Origin of the sequence: Streptomyces sp. NPDC006691 (assembly GCF_042869955.1) — a bacterium.
GTDB lineage: Bacteria > Actinomycetota > Actinomycetes > Streptomycetales > Streptomycetaceae > Streptomyces.
This window is the reverse complement of record NZ_JBIAGW010000002.1, coordinates 255310-274279: the sequence shown is the minus strand read 5'-3', so window position 1 is coordinate 274279 and position 18970 is coordinate 255310. Positions and strand designations below refer to the sequence as shown.

General features: G+C 73.5%; 2 protein-coding genes. Both read right to left on the bottom strand.

The window, feature by feature from the left end; all coding sequences use genetic code 11:
• Positions 1-3: 3 nt before the first annotated feature.
• A complete protein-coding gene (locus ACFYNP_RS04715; RefSeq protein ID WP_388782626.1) occupies positions 4-12495 on the bottom strand; it encodes an amino acid adenylation domain-containing protein in 12492 nt (4163 codons plus the stop codon).
• Position 12496: 1 nt separating this feature from the next.
• A complete protein-coding gene (locus ACFYNP_RS04710; protein ID WP_388782624.1) occupies positions 12497-18904 on the bottom strand; it encodes an amino acid adenylation domain-containing protein in 6408 nt (2135 codons plus the stop codon).
• Positions 18905-18970: the final 66 nt, after the last annotated feature.

Sequence of the window (18970 nt, the reverse complement as noted above, 5' to 3'; positions counted from 1 at the left end):
GTCTTACACCTTCCGTTCCGCGTCGGCAGCGTCGTCCGCTGCGGTTTCCTCGGCGGCGGCCCGCTCCAGCTCCCGCAGCAGCGCCTCCTCGATCAGCTCGGCGAATCCGGCGAGCGTGGGGGTGTCGAGCAGTTCCCGGAACGTGGGCCGGACGCCGAAGGCACGCTTGATCTGGGAGAGGGTCTTCAGGCTGAGGATGGAGTGCCCGCCGAGGGCGAAGAAGTTGTCGTGGGCGCCGACCCGGTCCACCTCCAGGACATCGGCCCAGATCTTCGCCAGGGCCTTCTCCGTGTCGGTCCGCGGCTCCACGAACCCGCGGTCGGCGGCCTGCGGTGCCTGTGCCCGGAGCAGTGCCTCGCGGTCCACCTTGCCGTTGGACGTGAGCGGGAACTCCGTCAGCGGCACCAGCACGGGCGGCACCATGTAGTCCGGCAGCCGCTCGGCGAGGTGGCCGGTCACCGCCTCGGCGTCGAAAGACGCCGGGTCGGCCACGCGGACGTATCCGGCCAGGCGCACCGCCTCCGCTTCGCCGCGTAACGCGACCACCGCCTCCGTGACGGCCGGGTGGCCGGTCAGCGCGTGCTCGATCTCGCCGGGCTCGATGCGGTAGCCGCGCAGCTTGATCTGGTGGTCGAGGCGGCCCAGGAACTCCAGCGTCCCGTCGGGCAGCCGGCGCACCCGGTCGCCGGTGCGGTAGAGGCGCTCACCGGATCCGAAGGGAGCCCGTACGAAGGAACCGGCGGTCAGCTCGGGCCGGCCTAGGTACTCCCGGGCCAGCCCGGCACCGGCCAGGCAGAGTTCTCCGGGGGCGCCCGCCGGCAGTACGTTGAGGTCCTCGTCCAGGACGTAGGCCCGGGTGTTCTGCACCGGGCGGCCCATCACCGGGCGCTCGCTGTCGGCCAGCCGCGCGGTCACGGCGTCCACCGTGCACTCGGTCGGGCCGTAGAAGTTGAAGCTCACGAGCTCCGGGTGGGCGCGCAGCCGGTCCCACAGCTCTTGGCCGACCGGCTCACCGCCCAGGGCCAGCCCGCGCAGCCGCAGCCCGGGCCGCTCCAGCAGACCGGTGTCGGCCAGTTGCTGGACGTAGGACGGCGTGGTCTGCAGGAACTCGATGCCGTGGTCGACGACGTAGTCGGCCAGTGCCTGGACGTCCCGGCGGGTGGTGTCGTCGACGATGTACAGCTCGTTGCCGTCGGCCATCCACAGCACGGGGTTCCACGAGGCGTCGAAGGACGCCGGAGCCAGATGTGCCACGCGCAGTGCGCCGCCGGCCGCGGTCGCCCGGACGGGAGCGAACACCGTACGCCGGTGGCTGTCGAACAGGTTGGCCAGGCCCCGGTGCTCGACCACCACGCCCTTGGGGCGCCCGGTCGAGCCGGACGTGTGGATGATGTACGCCGCCGCGTCCGGGGCGACGGCGGTCTCGGGTGCGGTGCCGGGCTGCGCCGCGATCCGCTCCCGCTCCCCGTCCAGGCTCACCACGGTGGCCCGGCCCTGGGGCAGCCGCTCGCGCAGCCGACCGTGGGTCACCACGACGGGGGCCGCGATGTCCTCCAGCAGCAGGGACAACCGCTCGGCGGGCGCCGACGGGTCGACGGGGGTGTAGGTGCCGCCCGCCTTGAGCACGGCCAGGAGCGTCGTGATCAGGTCCGTGCCGCGCTCCAGGAGCACCGCCACCGGAGTCTGGGAGCCGACGCCCCGCTCGGTCAGGTGATGCGCCAGCCGGTTGGCGGCGGCGTCGAGTTCGGCGAAGGTGAGCCGGCTGTTCCCGTCCACCAGGGCCACGGCGTCCGGGGTGCGCGCCGCCTGCTCGGCGAACAGCTGGTGCACCGGGCGGTCGTCGAACTCGACCCGCGGGCCCTGGTGGGCGGTGAGCACCTCCCGTCGGTGTTCGGCGCTGAGCTCACCGAGCTGGGCGACCGTGCGCTCCGGGGCTTCGGCGATCTCTTGCAGCAGGGCGCGCAGGTCGGACATGACGCGCTCGGCGGTCCCCGGTTCGAACAGCACCGGATCGTAGGCGAGCCGGAAGGCCAGTCGTCCGGCCGGGAACACCGCGAGCACCATCGGGAAGTTGGTGAACTCCAGCGCCTGCGGGTCGCGCAGGCTCACCCCGTACTCGGCGCCCATCTCGCCCTCGTACGGATAGTTCTCGACCACGATGTAGCTGTCGTACAGGCTGGTGCCGGCCGGTACCTGCGCCCAGCCGCGGATCTGCGACAGCGACACGAACTCGTAGCTGCGTGCCTCGGTCTGCTCCTGCTGCAGGCCGGCCAGCCAGTCCAGCAGCCGCCTTCCGCCCTCCACGCGGGTGCGTACGGGGATGTTGTTGATGAAGATGCCTGTGATCGACTCGACGCCGGGCAGATTCGCGGGCCGCCCGGACACCGCCGAGCCGAAGCACACGTCGGTACGCCCCGCATAGCGGGACAGCAGCAGCGCCCAGGCGCCCTGCGCGAGCGTGTTGACCGTGAGCCGGTGGCGCTTGACCAGCTCGCCGAGCTGGTCGGAGGTCTCCTGGGGAAGCTGGAAGGAGACCCGGGCCCGCGAGCCGGTCCACTCGGTGCCCGGCAGGTCGTGGTCGACGGGCAGAGGGGTCGGCTCGGTGTGGCCCTCCAGCACCCGGCGCCAGTGCCGCTCGGCCGCCCGCGGGTCCTGGCGGTCCAGCCAGGCCACATAATCGCGGAAGGGCCGCCGGGCCGGCAGCGGGCCCTGCTTGAGGCCGCGCAGCCGCAGGTAGTGCTCCAGCAGCTCGGCCAGGAGATCCGCGCTGCTCCAGCCGTCCAGCAGCACATGGTGCGAGGTCCACACGGTACGGACGCTGCGTTCCGTCTCGGCGATCAGGGTGACCCGGGACAGCGGCGCGACCGTCAGGTCCATGCTGCGGGCCCGCTCCTCGTCCAGCAGCTTCTCGAAGCGCTCGGCGCGTTCGGTCCCGGTGAGGCCGGTCCAGTCCCTGACCTCCACCGGCATCCGTACGCCGTGGTGCACCACCTGCAGCGGGTCGTCCACGCTCTCCCAGACGACGGCGGTGCGCAGGATCGAGTTGCGGTCGGTCAGCCGCTGCCAGGCCTCGGCCAGGGCGGGCAGGTCGTCGACGCCGTCCAGGACGAAGGACAGGTGGCCCAGGTAGATGCCCTCGCCCTCGCCCTCGGTGAGGCTGTGGAAGAGCAGCCCGCTCTGCATGGGCGTCAGCGGGTACAGGTCGTCGATGCGGCCGCCGTGCTCGGCGAGCTGGTCCAGTGTCCGCTGGTCCACCCGCGCCAGCGGGAAGTCCGAGGGCGTGGCGCCGCCCGTCCCGGCCTGGGCACAGTGCGCGACGATGCCGCGCAGGGCGTCCGCGAACCGCTCGCCGAACCGCTCGACGGTCGCGGTGTCGTGCACGTCCGCGGAGTGGAACAGGGTGATCTCCAGCCGGCCGGCCCGGACCTGGGCGACGATGTCAAGGAGGTACTCCAGGGTCTCCTCGGGTGCCTGCTCCGTGCCGAAGCCCAGCCGGACGTCGTGGACCAGTGCTCCGCCGGCCGCCGGCTCGTCGGCCTGGCCGAGGTAGTTGAAGCAGATCTGCGCGCGGCGGGCCTCGGCAAGGATCTCGGCGGGCGAGCCGGCCGGGCTCAGGTGGCGCAGCGCGCCGTAGCCGATGCCGCGCCGCGGCACCGCGCGCAGCTGTTCCTTGACCGACTTCAGCCGCTCACCCCAGTCCTCGCCGGACGGGGTCAGAGCCACGGGGAAGCCGCTGGTGAACCAGCCGGCCGTACGGCTGGTGTCGACGTCGTCGAAGAGGTCCTCGCGGCCGTGGCCCTCCAGGTCGAACAGCACGCTCCGCCTGCCGGTCCAGTCGGCCAGCGCGGTGCCGAGCGCGGTGAGCAGGACGTCGTTGACCTGGGTGCGGTAGGTGGCCGGGACGTCGTGCAGCAGCGCCCGGGTGTCCTCCTCACCGACGGACATCCGCACCTGTGCCGCGGAGGCGACCGTCGCCCGGCCGCGGCGGTCGACCGGCAGGTCCGGTTCGGCCCGGCGGCCGGTGGCCACCCAGTGGTCGAGCTCGTCGTCGAAGCCTCCCGCCGCGGTGTGTTCGGACAGCCGCAGCGCCCAGTCGCGGAAGGACGTGGTCTTCTCCCCCAGGTCCACTGCCCCGCCCGCTGCCGCCTGCTCGTAGGCGGTCTCCAGGTCGGTGAGCAGCAGTTGCCAGGACACCGCGTCGACGACGAGGTGGTGGGCCGTCAGGAAAAGCTGGGGAGCGCGGTCTTGGCCCAGGTGGAAGAGGGCCGCGCCGACCGGGCGGCCGGCGGCGAGGTCGAAGCCGGCCTGGAGGCGTGCCGCGGCTTGATGCATGGCCTCCTCGGGCGCGTCCTGCCCGGACAGGTCCAGCTCCTCCAGCGGCCAGCCGGTGCCTGCCGGTGTCACCTCCTGCTGCCAGCGTCCGTACGAGGAGCTGTAGCGGGCCCGCAGTTGGTCGTGGTGGTCCAGCACGGCGTCGAGGGCGCGGCGCAGCGCGGCGCTGTCCGGTGTCCCGGACAGCGTGACGAGCACCGACAGGGCGCTGTGGTGGGGTGCGGCCGAGTGGCGGTCGAAGAAGGTGCGCTGGATGGGGGTCAGCGGCACCCGGCCCACCACGGGCTCGGCGCGCGTGGTGCCGGCGGCTTCCTCCGCCGCCTGGACGGCGGTCGTCGCGAACGCCAGCTCGGCGACCGTCTGGTGGGCGAACAAGTCCTTGGACGACAACGTAATCCCCTTCTGCCGTGCTCGGGTCACGACTTGGATGCTCAAGATGGAGTCGCCTCCGAGGTCGAAGAAGTTGTCCTCGACCCCCACCCGGTCGACGCGCAGGACCTCGGCCCACACCTCGGCGAGGGCCTCCTCCACCGGGTTGCGTGGCGCCACGTGCCCGGTGCCGCGTGCCGCCTCCGCGTCGGGGGCGGGCAGGGCGCGGCGGTCGACCTTCCCGTTCGCGTTCAGGGGCAGCGCGGCCATTTCGACGAACACCGCGGGCACCATGTACTTCGGCAGCGTGTCCTCAAGGTGGGCGCGCAGCTCCGCCGGGGCGAACGGCTGCCCGGGCGCGGGCACGGCATAGCCGGCCAGGCGGGCCGGGGTTCCGCCGTCGGTCCGTGCGGCGACCACCACGTCGGCCACCGCGGGATGCCGCCGCATGGCGGCTTCGACCTCGGCCAGTTCGATCCGGAAGCCCCTGATCTTGACCTGGTCGTCGGCCCGGCCGGCGAACTCGATGTCGCCGTCGGCCCGTCGGCGGACCAGGTCGCCCGTGCGGTACAGCCGGGCTCCCGGGTCCGGGGAGAACGGGTCGGGCACGAACCGTTCCTCCGTCAGCTCGGGCCGGTTCAGATAGCCCCGGGCCACGCCGGGGCCGCCGAGGTACAGCTCGCCCACGACACCTACCGGGACGGGCTGCCGGGCCTCGTCGAGCACATAGGTGCGCGCCCCGGGAATCGCCTGCCCGACCGGCACGCCGGAGCCGTCCGGCAGCCGGTCCGCACGCACGCGGTACGCACAGGACTCGACGGTGGCCTCGGTAACGCCGTAGGAGTTGAGGACCTCGGTGCCCTCGGCGACCTGCGCCAAGAGCCGTCGGCAGTCCTGTGTCCGCCAGTTGTCGGAGCCGACGGCGAGTACGCGCAGCGGCGGCAGCCCGGTGCCCCGGCGCTCAGCCTCCTCGACCAGCGCGTTGGCCAGCGACGGCACGGTCTCCATGTGGGTCACGCGGGCCCCGCGCATCAGGTCCAGCAGCTGCCCGGGGTCGGTGGTGGCCTCGGCGGGCGCGATGACCAGCGTGCCGCCGTGGCACAGGGCGTGCGCCAGGTCGGAGACGAACACGTCGAAGGACATGCTGGCGACGTTGAGCTGGCGGGCGGGCGGCGCGTCCGCCAGCCGGTACACCCGCTTCCAGGACTCGGCGGCGCACACGACGCCGCGGTGCTCGACCATGACGCCCTTGGGCCGCCCGGTGGAACCGGAGGTGTAGATGACGTACGCGAGGTGGTCGGGCGTGACCGCGGACTGCGGGGTGCGTGCAGGGAGCCGGGCGATCCGCGGCCACTCCTCGTCCAGCCGGAGCACCGGCACGTCACTCGGCAGCCGGCCGGCCACCGCGGCCTGGGTGAGGACCAGCTCGGCGGCGCTGTCGGCCAGCACGTACTCCAGCCGCTCGGCGGGGTGTGCCGGGTCCAGGGGCAGGTACGCGCCGCCGGCCTTGAGCACCCCCAGCAGGGCCACGACCATGTGCAGCCCGCGCTCCACGCAGATGGCGACCACCGAGTCCGGGCCCACGCCGCGCGCCGCCAGCTCCTGCGCCAGCCGGTCGGCCATCTCGTCCAGTTCGGCGTAGGTGAGCGAGGCCGCGCCGTAGACCACCGCCTCGGTCTGCGGGGTGCGCCGGGCCTGCCGGGCGATCAGCTCGTGCAGGCAGCTGTCCTCGTCGAAGGCGAGGGGGGAGCCGCTCAGGTCGCCGAGCAGCCGGCTCCGCTCCCGCTCGGAGAGCATGGGCAGCTCCGCCACGGGCCGGTCCGGGCCGTGGGCCATACCGCGCAGCAGCCCTGCCAGGTGCTCGGCCATCCGTGTCACCCGGTCCTGGTCGAACAGGGCCGGGTCATAGGCGAGTTGCAGGGCAAGCCGGTCCCCGTCGAGGTAGGCGGTCAGGTCCAGCGGGTAGCTGGTGGTGTCCACCGCGGTGACGCCGGTGACCGCCAGGCCGTGCGCGGCCGCCGCGCCCTCGTTGCCCGGGTAGTTCTCGAAGACGACGATGCTGTCGAAGAGCCGGGTGCCGCGCGGCAGTTCCGAGGCGGCCTGTATCTGAGGGAGCGAGGCGTACTCGTAGCGCCGGGACTCGACCTGCTCCTCCTGCAGCCGCCGCAGCCAGGCCAGCAGGTTGTCGTCCTTGGCCACCCGGGTGCGTACGGGCAGGGTGTTGAGGAAGTTGCCGACCATCTCCGCCACGCCCGGCAGGTCGGCCGGGCGCCCGGAGACGGTGGCGCCGAAGCAGACGTCCTCCTCGCCGCTGTAGCGGGACAGCAGCAGCGCCCAGGCTCCCTGGACCACGGTGTTGAGGGTGAGCCGGTGACGGCGGGCGCACTCGGTGAGTGCGGCGGAGTGCTCGGGTGCGAGCTCCACACGGACCCGCTCGGCGGCCTCGGACTGGTGGCCCGCAGCGGGGCGGCGGTCGTAGGGCAGCGGGGTGGGCGAGTGCAGCCCGGCCAGCGCGCGGTGCCAGTACTCCTCGGCGCGGGCGGTGTCCTGGCCACCGAGCCACCGCACGTAGTCGCGGAACGGGGGCGGGGTCCGGACGGCCTCCAGCGGTGCCGTTCCGTCGACGAGGGCGCGGTAGTGGGCGAAGACGTCGCCGAGGATCCGGGACGTGCTCCAGCCGTCGAGGACGATGTGGTGGAAGGTCCACACGACGCGTACGGCGCTGTCGCTCTCCCGGGCCAGTACCACCCGGGTCAGCGGACCGCGGGACAGGTCCATGCCGGCGCGCCGCTCCTCGGCCGTCAACGCGCCGAGCAACCGGATCCGTTCGTCCTGTCCGTGGCCGCGCCAGTCCAGGGTGCGGACGTCCAGCCGGGTGTCGCGCCGTACGACCTGCAGGGGGCGTTCGACACCTTCCCACACCAGGTGGGTGCGCAGGGCCTCGGTCTCGTGGGCCACCCGCTGCCAGGCCGTCTTCAGCGCGTCGGCGTCGCCGGCCCCTTCGAGGAGGAAGGAGACATGGTCGAGGTAGGCGCCGTCCGGTTCGGTGAGCGCGTGGAAGAGCATGCCGCTCTGCATGGGCGTGAGCGGGTAGATGTCCTCGGTCTGGGTGCCGGCGCCTGCCAGCCGATCCACCGTGGTCCGGTCGAGGCCGGCCAGCGGGAAATCGGACGGGGTGGCGCCGCCGGTGTCCGGGCGCAGACAGTGCTCGATCAGGGTGCGCACCGCGCCGACCAGGCCGTCGGCAAGGGTGCGCACGGTCGCCTCGTCGTGCACGTCACGCGAGTAGTAGAGGGTGAACTCCAGTTCGCCACCACGTACTTCGCCGACGACGTCCAGCAGGTGCGGGCGCTCCTCCAGCGGGCTGTGGTCGCGGCCGAAGTCGAAGGCGAGGGCCGCGTACAGTCCGTCGCCGCCGGTGTCCTGCCACTGCCCCAGGTAGTTGAAGCTGACGGCGGGGGAACCCCCGGGCAGGGCGGCCCGGCCGTCGGTCAGGTAACGCAGCGCCCCGTAGCCGACGCCGCGCTGCGGAACCGCCCGCAGGCTCTCCTTCGTCGATTTGATCAGCTCGCCCGCCCCGGTTCCGTCGGGGCCGGTCAGCAGGACGGGGAAGATCGACGTGAACCATCCCACGGTTCGCGAGACGTCCACGCCGTCGAGGATCTCCTCGCGGCCGTGCCCCTCCAGGTCGACGACCACGTGCTCGTCGCCGGTCCACCGGCGCAGGGTCTGGCCGAGCGCGGTGAGCAGGATGTCGTTGACCTGGGTGCGGTAGACCGACGGGACCTTGTGCAACAGGGCGTCGGTCGCCTCGGCGTCCAGCCCGGCGCGCACCTGGCGCACCGAGGCCATGGTGTTGTCGCTCTCGCGGTCGACCGGCAGCGGCGCGGCCGGGTGGGCGGCCACCTCCCGCCAGTGTTCCAACTCGGCGTCGAAGCCGCCCGCCGCGGTGTGGGCTGCCAGGCGGCGGGCCCAGTCGCGGAAGGAGACGGTCTTGGCGCCCAGATCCACCGGCCGGCCGGCCGCCGTCCGGGCGAAGGCCCGTTCCAGGTCCTCCAGCAGAATCCGCCAGGACACCCCGTCGACGACCAGGTGGTGGACGGTCAGGAACAGGTGGCACGGCTCGTCCGGTGCCCCGGCGAACAGCAGGGCACGCAGCAGCGGGCCGTCCTCGATGCTGAGCCCGGCCTGGGCCCGTTCGGCCAGCGTGGCCCTGGCGCGGGGCCTTTCTTCGGCGTCGAGGTGGCTCATGTCGACCCGTTCCAGGGCGATGTCCTCGCCGACGGGCAGGTTGACCTGCCGGAGGCCGGCCCCCTGGCCGGGGAAGCGCATCCGCAGCGCGTCGTGGTGAGCGACCACGGCGCGCAGCGCCGCCGCCAGTGCCCGTTCGTCGGCGTCCGGGGCGAGGGTGAGCAGCACGGACTGGTTGAAGTGGTGGGGGGCTCGGGTGTGGTGGGCGAAGAACCAGTGCTGTACGGGGGTGAGCGGGGCGTCCCCGGTGACCGGGGCGGCGTCGGCGGCGGAGGTGACCGGCACGGCCGCCCGCGCCAGCTCCGCCACGGTCTGCCGGGCGAAGACGTCCTTGGAGGTGAGCTCCCAGCCGGCCTGGCGGGCCTTGGCGACGACCTGGATGCTGAGGATGGAGTCGCCCCCGAGGTCGAAGAAGTTGTCGCGGGTGCCCACGTCCTCGATGCCGAGCACCTCGGACCACACCCGGGCCAGGGCCCGTTCGGCCTCGTCGGCGGGGGCGGTGCGGCCGGTGCCGGGAGTGTGCTGCGCGACGGGTTCGGGCAGGGCGCGCCGGTCCAGTTTGCCGCTGGCGGTGAGGGGGAACTCCGCGAGCACCACGAAGGCGGAGGGCACCAGGTAGCCGGGCAGGCGAGCCTCGGCGAAGGCGCGCAGCTCGGCCGGCTCGGGGCCCTCCTCACCGGACCGCCGTACGTAGCCGACCAGTTGCTTGCGGTCGCCGTCCTGGCGCACCAGCGCCACGGCCGCGGCGATCTTCGGGTGCTGTTCGAGCACGGACTCGATCTCGCCCGGCTCGATGCGGTAGCCGCGCACCTTGACCTGGTGGTCGGTGCGGCCCAGGAACTCCAGGGTGCCGTCGGCCCGCCAGCGCACCAGGTCGCCGGTGCGGTACAGGCGGGCTCCGGGGGTGTCGGAGAAGGGGTCGGCGGTGAAGCGTTCCTGCGTCAGCTCGGGAAGGTTGAGATAGCCGCGGGCGACGCCGGGCCCGCCGACGTACAGCTCGCCGGGGACTCCCACGGGAACGGGCGACCGGCGCTCGTCCAGGACGTACACCGAGGTGTTGACGATGGGCCGGCCGATGGGGATCGGGGTGGTCCCGTCGGCCTCGCGGACGTGGTGCCAGGTCGCGAAGGTCGTGGTCTCGGTGGGGCCGTAGCCGTTGACCAGGCGGCCGGGCGGTGCGGTCGCGAGGACCTGGGCCGCCCGGCGCGGGTTGACGGCGTCCCCGCCGAACAGCAGGTTCCGCAGCTTGCCGAACGCGGCCGGGTCGACGGCCGCCACCTGGTCGAACACCCCGGCGGTCAGCCACATGGTGGTGATGCCCAGCCGGTCGACGGCCTCGGTCAGTGCCCGTGCGTCCAGCAGGGTCTCCCGGTCCAGCGGCACCACCCGCGCGCCGGCGGTCAGGGCGCCCCAGATCTCGAAGGTGGCGGCGTCGAAGGTGACGTCCGCGGCCTGGGCCACGACATCGTCCGGGTGCAGCGGCGCGTAGTCGGCGCCGCTGACCAGACGGACGATCGAGCGGTGCTCGACGACGACGCCCTTGGGTGTGCCGGTGGACCCGGAGGTGTACAGCACGTACGCCATGTCGCCCGGGCCGACCGCCACCTCGGGGGTGTCCTGCGGGCGGGCGGCGATCGCGTCGGCCTCCGCGTCCAGCAGGACGGTACGGGTCCGGCCGGCGGGCAGCCGGCCGGCCAGGGTCCGGTCGGTCAGGCATACCGGCGCCCGGGTGTCCTCCAGCATGTACGCCAGCCGCTCGGCCGGATGGTCCGGATCCAGCGGCACATAGGCGCATCCCGCCTTGAGCACGGCCAGCAGGGCCAGGTAGAAGTCCGCGCCGCGCGGCAGACAGACCGCGACATGGGCGCCGGGCCGGGCTCCCTGGGCGATGAGGTGGTGGGCGAGTTGGTTGGCGCGCTCCTCCAGTTCGCGGTAGGTGAGTTCGGCCGTCCCGCCGACCGCGATCGCGTCCGGGCTGCGCCGGGCCCGGGCGGCGACCAGGCCGTGCACGGTGGCGTCGGCCGGGTACGGGACGCGGTGGTCGCCCCACTCGCGGGTGAGGGTGCGCAGTTCACCGGCGGTCAGCAGGGGGAGGTCGCCGACCGGGCGGTGCGGGTCGGCGACGATGCCGGCGAGGAGCACGCCCAGGTGCCGGGTGAAGCGGTCCATGGTCCCGGCGTCGAACAGGTCGGTGTTGTACTCGACGGTGCCGGTCAGTTCCCCGGAGGTCGTCTCGGCGAACTCCAGTGTCAGGTCGAAGATCGAGGACACGGAGGGCGGGCGGAACTCCGTCACCTCCAGTCCCGGCAGCACGATCTCCCCGGCGGGGGTGTTCTGCAGGACGACCGCGGCCTGCACCAGCGGGGTGCGGCCGGGGTCCCGCTCGATGCGCAGCGCGTCCACCAGTCGGTCGAAGGGGATGTCCTGGTGGGCCAGGGCGTCCCAGACGGTGTCGGTGACCCGTCCGAGGAAGTCGGTGAAGGGCACGTCGGTGTCCACGTCCGAGCGCAGGACGAGGGTGTTGACGAAGAAGCCGACCAGCGGCTCCAATTCGCTGCGGTCCCGGCCCATGGTCACGGTGCCCACCGCGATGTCCCGCTGCCGGGAGTAGCGCGCCAGCAGCACTTGCGAGGCGGCCACCAGCACCGAGAACAGCGTGCCACCGTGCGACTGCCCCAGCTCGGCCAGGCCCCGGGCCACCTCGGCCGGGACGCTGAAGAGGGCCAGTGCCCCGTGGGTGGTGCGTACGGCGGGCCGGGGCCGGTCGGTGGGCAGTTCCAGCGGCTCCACACCGGCCAGCGCGCCTTTCCAGAAGGCGAGTTGGGAATCCCGCCGGGCGTCGGTCAGCTGCTCGCGCTGCCAGCCGGCGTAGTCGCGGTAGCGCACCGGCAGCTCGGGCAGCCGGTGCTCGCCTCCCTCCAGCGCGACCGTGTAGAGCTCACCCAGTTCGCGGGCGATCACGCCCTTGGACCAGCCGTCGGCGGCTATGTGGTGCATGGTGAGCAGCAGGGTGTGCTCGGCGGCACCCAGCCGCAGCAGCACGGCTCGCAGCAGCGGCCCCTCGACGAGGTCGAAGGGGCGGCTCAGTTCGGCCCGCAACAGCTCGTCCACCCGCGCCTGCCGGGTCTGTGCCGGCAGGCCGCTGAGGTCCTGTGTCTCCGGTTCCACCGGGGCCGCGGGGCGTACGACCTGGTGAGGGCGGCCCTCGACGGCGGCGAAGGTGGTACGCAGCGGCTCGTGGCGGGCGACGAGCCCGCCGAGTGCGGTGGCGAGTGCCGCGGTGTCCAACTCACCGCGCAGGCACAGCCCGACGGACGAGGTGTACTCGATGCCTCCGGACTCGTACCGGTCGAGGAACCACAGCCGCTCCTGGCCGAACGACAGGGGGGCGGGCAGGCTGTCGTCGACGGGCCGGATGGCGGCGGCTTCCGTCACCGTCCCGGTCCGGTCGTTGAGCCGCTGCTCCAGCAGCGCGTCGAGGGCGTCGTCGTCCCAGTGGTCGAAGTCGTCCGGGTCGGGTGCGCCGGCGTTCCGGTCGTGCATGTCATTCCCCTCGTGCGCTGGTGCGAGTAGTGGCGTCCGGTTCAGGGCGGCGCAGCTGTACGCGGGCCTTGGCACGGACCACGCCGGCCAGTTCGGAGACGGTCCGCGCGGTGAAGACCTCGCGCACCGAGACGGTGACACCGAAGTCCTGGCGGATTCGGGAGACGGTCTGCAGGGTGAGGACGGAGCTGGCCCCCAGAGCCGCCAGGTCGTCGAGGACGCCGATCCGCTCGGTGTCCAGCACCTGCTCCCAGATGCGGGCCAGGGCCCGTTCCACCGCGTTGCGGGGCGCGGTGTACGCGTGCCGGCCCTCTGGCCGGGCCGAGGGCCTCGGCAGGGCGTTGCGGTCGATCTTGCCGCTGGTGGTTTCCGGGAAGGCGGCCAGCACCAGGATGTGCGACGGGACCATGTACTCGGGCAGGTCGGCGCCGAGCCTGTCCCGCAGTTCTTCCGGGTCGGGTGCCCCGCCGGGCTCCGGCACCACGTATCCCGTCAGCACGGCGGACCCGGAGCCGCCCGCGTCGGCGACCACCGCGGCCTTGGCCACGCCGGGCAGACGCACCAGGGCGTTTTCCACCTCGCCCGGTTCGATGCGGTAGCCGCGGACCTTGACCTGGGCGTCCAGCCGCCCCAGGAAGTCGAGTTCGCCGTCGGGCAGCCACCGTACGAGGTCGCCCGTACGGTACAGCCGCTCTTGCGGGGCGAAGGGGTCGGGGACGAAGCGCTCGGCGGTCAGCTCCGGGCGGTTGAGATAGCCGCGGCCCACCCCCGGGCCCCCGACGTACAGCTCTCCGGGTACACCGACGGGGACCGGACGGCGGTCCTCGTCGAGCACGTAGGTACGGGTCCCGGCGATGGCCGAGCCGATGGACGGGAGCCGTTCGTCGGAGGCGTCCCCGCGCTCGCGCAGCACGGCCGCCGTGGTCAGCACCGTGGTCTCGGTCGGACCGTAGTGGTTGACGAGCGTGAAGGGGGCGTCCGCGGGCAGCCTGCGGCGGACCACGTCCGCGCCGGTGAGCATGCAGCGCAGTTGGCCCTTGTAGACGCCGGGCTGATCCAGCACGGACTCCAGCCGCGGCGCCGGGACCACGGCGAGGGTGATGCGGTTGGCCGCGATCCATTCGGTGAGCAGGTAGGGGTCGTCGAGCTGCTCGTCGGGGACGAACCACAGGCTCGCCCCGGCGGCGAGGTTGCCCCACTGCTCCAGCAGGGTCGGGTCGAAGCCCGGCGCCACCAGCTGCGAGGCGCGGTCCTTGGGGCCCACGTGGTAGTAGTCGCGGTACCACTGCAGGAGGTGCAGCACGTTGCCGTGCTCGATCTGCACGCCCTTGGGCCGGCCGGTGGAGCCCGAGGTGTAGAACACGTACGCCAGGTCCCCCGGACCGGTCTCGACGCCGGGCGGGCCGTCCACCGCGTGCCCCTCGGCGTCCTCCACGTACAGCACCCGGCCCTCCCCGGGTTCCGGGCCGTCGGCCAGGTGCCGCTGGGTGACCACGACGGACACCTCGGCGTCCCGGAGGATGTAGGCGGCCCGTTCCGCCGGCAGCGCCGGGTCCAGGGGCAGCGCTGCTCCGCCCGCCTTGAGGACGGCCAGCTGCCCGACGGTCATCTGCGGGCCGCGGCCGGTGCGTACGGCGACGACGCTGCCAGGGCGCACCCCGTACGCCACGAGGCGGTGCGCGAGCGAGTCGGCCCACGCGTGCAGTTCGCCGAAGGTGAGCTGTCGGCAGGCGGACACCACGGCGAGCTCCCGCGGCCGCAGGCGGGCCTGCTCCGCGAGGGCCGCGGGCACGTTCCGGTGGCCGACGCGGCCGGTGTGCGGGGCGGGACAGCTCCACTGCTCGGTGACCAGCCGCCGTTCCGCGTCCGTCATCAGCGGCATATCGCCCAGGGTGCGGTGCGCGCCCGAGGAGAGTGCCGCCAGTACCACCAGCACATGCCCGGACATCCGCTCGATGGTGAGGTGGTCGAACAGGTCGGTGTTGTACTCCACCCGGCAGGACAACGCGCCGTCCCGGTCCTCGAACTCGAAGCCCAGGTCGAACATCGCCCTGGTCCTGGGAACCGGGACCTCCTCGGCCCGCAGGCCCGGGGACTCCACGGTCTGCACCCGCTTGAGGGTCACCGCCGCCTGGAACAGCGGGGTGCGGCTCGCGTCCCGCTCCGGCTGCAACTCCTCGACGAGGCGGTCGAAGGGCAGTTCCTGGTGAGTGAGCGCCTCCAGGACGGTGCGGCGGGTCCCCGCCAGGAACTCCCCGACCGTCGCCTCCGGACGGACGTCGCCGCGCAGGACGAGGGTGTTGACGAAACAGCCCAGCACGTTCTCCAGCTCGACCCGGTCGCGCCCGGAGACGATCGTGCCCACGGCCACGTCCTGCTGACGGCTGTAGCGGGACAGCAGCAGCTGCACCGCCGCCACCAGGGCGCCGAACAGCGTGATCCGCTGGTCCCGGCACAACCGGGCCACCTCCCGGCCCAGTTCGGCGGGAACGAAGAAGACGTGCTGGTCGCCCGGCGAGGTGCGGACCGGCGGGCGGGGCCGGTCGGTCGGCAGCTCCAGCGGACCGACGCCGGCCAGCTTGCCCCGCCAGTAGTCGAGGTCCTCGCGTGGCCCGGCGCCGCTGCGCCGCTCCTCCGCCGCGCGCTGCCACACGGCGTAGTCCGCGTACTGCACGGGCAGCGGCGCCAGGTTCGCCGCGGTGCCCGTCGTGGCCTGCTCGTACAGGGCGCAGAACTCCCGCGCCAGCACGTCCTTGGACCAGCCGTCGATGATGATGTGGTGCATGTCCAGCAGCAGGACGTGCTCCCGCTCGGACAGGCGCACCAGCACCACCCGCAGCAGCGGTCCGCGCCGCAGGTCGAAGGGACGGGCCGCGTACGCGCGCAGCAGCCGGTCCAGCTCCCGGGCGCGCTCGGACACCGGGCGCGTGGAGAAGTCCAGGTACCGCACCGGCACCGGCGCGGCGTCGTGCACCCATTGCCTGCCGTGGCCGTCGACGACGTCGAAGGTGGTGCGCAGCGCCTCATGGCGGGCGACCAGCGCCCGCAGCGCGTCCTCGGCGGCCCCGGCATCCAGTGCCCCGGTCAGCCGCAGCGCGAGCGGCGAGTTGTACTCGACGCCCCCGGGCTCGTACTCGTGCAGGAACCACAGCCGTTGCTGTCCGTACGACAGCGGCAGCGGCCCGCCGCGTCCGGCCCGCCCGAGGCCGGGTCCGGCGTGGGAGCCGCCGAGGCGCTGGGCGAGCGCGGCCACCGTCGGGGCCTCGAACAGGGTGCGGACGGACACTTCGCTGTCCAGCTCGGCCCGGATGCGGCTCACCAGCCGGGTGGCGAGCAGGGAGTGGCCGCCCAGGTCGAAGAAGCTGTCGTCGATGCCGATCCCGTCGACGCCCAACACCTCGCAGAACAGGGTGTGCAGCTGTTCCTCGCGGGCGACGCGGGGCGCGCGCCGGGTGGCGGCCGGTTCCAGGACGGGTGCCGGCAGTGCGGCGCGGTCGGCCTTGCCGTTGGGGGTCAACGGCAGCTCCGCCAGGGGGACGACCGCGGCCGGTGTCATGTAGTCGGGCAGCGCGGACGCCACGTGCTCCCGCAGCCGGGCGGGATCCGGGTGCCGGCCCGCGGCCGGAACGGTGTAGGCCAGCAGCCGCACGTCGCCCGGACGGAGTTCCCTGGCCACGACGACCGCCTTGGACACGTCGGCGTGCCGCTCCAGGACCGCCTCGATCTCGCCGGGTTCGATACGGAAGCCGCGGACCTTGACCTGGTGGTCGCTGCGGCCGAGGAACTCCAGGTTGCCGTCCGCCGCCCAGCGGGCCACGTCGCCCGTGCGGTACAGCCGCGCGCCCGGCTCACCGGAGAAGGGGTCGGCCACGAAACGTTCCGCGGTGAGGCCGGGTCGCCCCTGGTAGCCGTGGGCGACGCCGGCCCCGCCGATGTACAGGTCGCCGGGCACTCCGGTGGGTACCGGCCGCAGCGTGGCGTCCAGCACGTAGACGCGGGTGTTGGCGATGGGCCGGCCGATGGCCGGGGCGCCGGGGCGGTCGTCGAGCCGGGCGGCGGTGGACCAGATCGTGGTCTCCGTCGGACCGTAGAGGTTGACGGCCTCGGCACCCAGCTGCCGCATGCACCGCGCGAGGGCGACGGGCAGCGCCTCGCCGCCGACGGCCATCCGCAGTCCCCGCACGGCCTGGGGCTGCTGGTCGCACAGCGCCTGCCACAGACTGGGGGTGGCCTGCATGACCGTGGTGCCGGTGGCGGTGATCAGGGACGCCAGGGCCTGCGGGTCGAGGACGGCTTCGCGGTCGGCCAGCACCAGGGTGGCCCCGCTGGTCAGCGGCAGATACAGCTCCAGGGCCGCGATGTCGAAGGCGACGGTGGTGACCGCCGTCCACACGTCGGCGGGGGTGAGGGGCAGCAGCGCGGCCATCGAGGACAGGAAGTTGGCCAGCGCCCGTCGTCCGACGACCACGCCCTTGGGCCTGCCGGTCGAGCCGGAGGTGTAGATGACGTACGCGGCCTGGTCGGCGCCAGGCACGGTGCGCCGCGCCGCCTCGACCGGCGGGGTGTCCGGCAACGCCGCCAGCTCGCGCACGGTGTCCGCCTCGTCCAGTACGAGGAGGCGGGCACCGGTGGCGGACAGCCGCCCGGCGGTGCGGCGGTCGGTGACGACGGTGACGGGCCCGGTGTCGGACAGTGCGTAGGCGATGCGCTCGGCCGGGTACTCCGGGTCGAGGGGCAGATACGCCGCGCCAGTCTTGCCGACCGCGAGCAGGGACGCCACCAGGCCGGTGCCGCGGGGGAGCGCGAGGGCGACGAAGGTACCGGGGCACGCGCCTCGATCGACCAGGGCCCGTGCGATCCGGTTGGCGTCGGCGTCCAGCTCCGCGTAGCTGGTGGTCAGGCCCGCGTGCACCAGGGCCGGGGCCTCGGGGCAGGCGCGTACCCGGGCCTCGAAGAGGTCGGCGACCGTGCCGTCCGGCACCGGCCGCGCCGTGGCGTTCCACTGCCGCAGCAGGCGGTCGCGCTCAGCACCGTCCAGGACGTCGAACGTGTCGAGCGCCCGCTCGGGGGCGTCGGTGGCGTCGGCCAGCAGCCGCAGAGCGGCCTCGGCGAGGCGGCGTACGGTCGGCTCGTCGAACAGCTCACGGCTGTAGCCGACCAGGATGTCCATGCCGCGGGGGGCGCCGTCCTCGTGCTCCGGCACCGCCCGCACGTGCAGGTCGTAGGGCGAGCTGGTGGCGGGCACCCGCCAGGTTCGCGCCGCCAGGTCGCCGAAGGCGTCCGGGGCGGACACCGGCCGGGCGAGGTCGAGGACGACCTGGCACAGCGGGTGCCGGTTCAGCGCCCGGTCCGGCCGCACCGCCTCGACCAGCCACGGGAAAGGGAGTCCGCCGTGGGCGCGGGCGGCGGCGGCCGTGGCCGCACAGGCGCGCACCAGCTCCGTGAAGCTCACACCGTCGGGTATGGCGGTGCGCAGCACCACGGTGTTCACCAGCGGGCCCACCACGGCCGACTCGGTGCGTCCGCGGCTGCTGACGGTGGTGCCCAGCGACAGGTCGCGGTCCGCGCCGAAGCGGCGGAGAGTGGCGGCGATCGCGGCGTGCAGCACGGCGAAGACATCGGTGCCGGTGTGTGCGGCCAGTGCCTCGACGGCTCGGTGGCGACGGGCGTCCAGACGCAGGGTGAGCTCGGCGCTGACGTACGTGGCGACGGCCGCACGGGTGCGGTCCGCGGGGAGCTGGAGCTGTTCGGGCGCTCCCGCCAGTGCGCTGCGCCAGAACTCCAGTTCGGTCACGGTCGCCGGAGACGGCCGGTCCAGGGTGCCGAGGACGTCGGCCTGCCGCGCCGCCAGCTGTGCGTACTGCGCGGGCCGGCCGTCGTTCGCGGGGTGCTCGCCGCGGGCACGGGCGGCGTAGGCGCCGGCCAGGTCGTCCAGCAGGGGCTGCCAGGACGCCTCGTCCCCGGCGATGCGGTGCAGCACCAGCAGGAGGACATGGTCGTCGGGGGCGAGCCGGAACACGTCAGCGCGAAGCGGAATGTCACGGGTCAGGTCGAAGGGGAGGGCCGCCGCCTCGGCCAGCCGCCGGTCGAGCCCGCCCGCGTCGGCGCGGCGCACGGCCAGGGCGGCGAAGGGCTCCCGGGCGGGCCGGAGTTCGGGCCGGCAGTGGCCGTCGTGCTCGGCGTGGACGGTGCGCAGCAGGTCGTGCCGGGCCAGCAGGTCGCCCAACGCGTCCCCGAGCGCCGCCGGATCGAGGGCGCCGGTCAGTCGTGTGGCGCGGGCCAGCATCTCTCCGGCACCGGATTCCTGGAGCCGGTTCAAGAACCACAGCCGCCGCTGGACGGGTGACAATCCGCCGTCTAATGCGGCCGTTTCCGGGGAAGCGCACCGAGTACCGTTCGTTGCTGTCACTTCTCATACTCCAGCGAAAAGTCGTCCAAGAAGGCAGAGCCTTGCTTCGGGTAATTCAGCGGCCGG

Coding starts and splice junctions, on each gene's coding strand:
- ACFYNP_RS04715 (WP_388782626.1), bottom strand. CDS start 12,495: ATGCACGACCGGAACGCCGGCGCACCCGACCCGGACGACTTCGACCAC.